This is a genomic window from Shewanella sp. 11B5 (assembly GCF_002836795.1).
Taxonomy (GTDB): Bacteria; Pseudomonadota; Gammaproteobacteria; order Enterobacterales; family Shewanellaceae; genus Shewanella; species Shewanella frigidimarina.
The window spans coordinates 1-1,888 of sequence record NZ_PJAP01000734.1 but is presented as its reverse complement, the minus strand read 5'-3'; the positions used below and the strand labels follow the sequence as shown (position 1 = coordinate 1,888).

Below are 1,888 nucleotides of genomic sequence, written 5' to 3'. Positions count from 1 at the left end.
CACGTCTTGATGCGTTAGCTGCTATTGTTAAACCTCAACGTATTTTACCTACTTCTATGGAGTTCGTTGATATCGCTGGTCTAGTGGCTGGCGCATCGAAAGGTGAAGGCTTAGGTAACAAGTTTTTAGCTAACATTCGTGAAACTGATGCAATTGGTCATGTAGTACGCTGTTTTGAAGATCCGAACATTGTTCACGTAGCGAATAAAATTGACCCAGCTGGCGATATTGAAGTCATTAATACTGAGTTAGCGCTAGCAGACTTAGACGCATGCGAACGCGCTATTTTTCGTCAAGCTAAGCGTGCTAAAGGCGGCGACGGTGATGCGAAATTTGAAGTCGCAGTACTTGAAAAAATGCGTCCAGTGTTAAACGAAGGCCAAATGTTGCGTTCGTTGGAATTAACTAAAGAAGAGTTAGCAGCCGTTGCATACCTTAACTTCTTGACCATTAAACCAACAATGTACATTGCTAACGTTGCTGACGATGGTTTTGAAAACAACCCTCATTTAGATGTTGTTCGTGCTATTGCAGCAACAGAAAATGCTATCGTTGTGCCTGTATGTGCTGCTATTGAGTCTGAATTAGCTGAAATGGAAGCTGATGACCGCGCAGAGTTTATGGCTGACCTTGGTTTAGAAGAGTCTGGTTTAGATCGCGTAATTCGTGCAGGTTACGAATTACTGAATCTGCAAACTTACTTTACTGCAGGTGTAAAAGAAGTTCGCGCATGGACAGTACCCGTTGGTGCTTCTGCCCCACAAGCTGCGGGTGTTATCCACACTGACTTCGAACGTGGCTTTATTCGTGCGCAAGTAATGGCATACGAAGACTTTATTACTTATAAGGGTGAAGCTGGCGCCAAAGATGCGGGTAAATTACGTGTTGAAGGTAAAACTTATGTCGTTAAAGATGGCGATGTAATGCATTTCTTATTTAACGTTTAAGTTTTATTAACGTTATCAAGAAACGATAAAGGGGCGTAAGGGAATTTAATCGGTGTTAATTGGGTTTATTTTGTCGATTCGGCATTCAGTTTGGTGAAGTTATAGCCGAACAAGTCGAATTGATGAAAATAGCGAAAAAAACCAGTTGACCTAGATAACCTGAATAAGCATAATACGCCCCGTTCCTCACCAAGAGGGACAGCAAGAAATAGTGGCAATATAGCTCAGCTGGTTAGAGCACAGCACTCATAATGCTGGGGTCGCAGGTTCAAGTCCCGCTATTGCTACCATATATTTCTTACCCATCTGCTCAAGATGTTAAACTAGAGTGTTGTGCGGGAGTGGTGGAATTGGTAGACACGCCAGATTTAGGTTCTGGTGCCGCAAGGTGTGAGAGTTCAAGTCTCTCCTTCCGTACCATTTATTAGAGATATTGGCTTAGGCGAATGTTTCAAAAAGTTTGATTGGGATATCGCCAAGCGGTAAGGCACTGGGTTTTGATCTCAGCATTCCAAGGTTCGAATCCTTGTATCCCAGCCATTTATAAAGTTAGACAAGATTATTGGGATATCGCCAAGCGGTAAGGCACTGGGTTTTGATCTCAGCATTCCAAGGTTCGAATCCTTGTATCCCAGCCATCTTTGGCAATGTAGCTCAGCTGGTTAGAGCACAGCACTCATAATGCTGGGGTCGCAGGTTCAAGTCCCGCCATTGCTACCATATTTACTGGGTAGAGTGAGTTGTATTTACGTTAGCTGGTAAAGCAAAGTTTACTCTGAAATAAAAAGAGTATACTCTAAAGTTAAAATTTGATGCGGGAATGGTGAAATTGGTAGACACGCCAGATTTAGGTTCTGGTGCCGCGAGGTGTGAGAGTTCAAGTCTCTCTTCCCGTACCATCAAATTTTAGTCAAAATTGTTTTTCATGTCTGTTTAAAAAA

1 protein-coding gene and 6 tRNA genes are annotated in these 1,888 nt (G+C 42.6%); all 7 read left to right on the top strand.

The genetic code is table 11. The features are described from left to right. Nucleotides 1-947: redox-regulated ATPase YchF (ychF, locus tag CXF78_RS15875; protein ID WP_102037326.1), on the top strand; the 947-nt coding region annotated here is incomplete at its 5' end. A gap of 213 nt (nucleotides 948-1,160) precedes the next feature. Continuing rightward, nucleotides 1,161-1,237 (top strand) — tRNA-Met (locus CXF78_RS15870). Nucleotides 1,238-1,282: 45 nt separating this feature from the next. Then, nucleotides 1,283-1,367: transfer RNA gene (locus tag CXF78_RS15865), tRNA-Leu, on the top strand. Nucleotides 1,368-1,412: 45 nt separating this feature from the next. Beyond that, nucleotides 1,413-1,487 (top strand) — tRNA-Gln (locus CXF78_RS15860). A gap of 23 nt (nucleotides 1,488-1,510) precedes the next feature. Further along, nucleotides 1,511-1,585 (top strand) — tRNA-Gln (locus tag CXF78_RS15855). A 5-nt stretch (nucleotides 1,586-1,590) separates the two neighbouring features. Then, a tRNA-Met gene (locus tag CXF78_RS15850) sits at nucleotides 1,591-1,667 on the top strand. Nucleotides 1,668-1,761: 94 nt separating this feature from the next. Beyond that, nucleotides 1,762-1,846: transfer RNA gene (locus CXF78_RS15845), tRNA-Leu, on the top strand. Nucleotides 1,847-1,888: the final 42 nt, after the last annotated feature.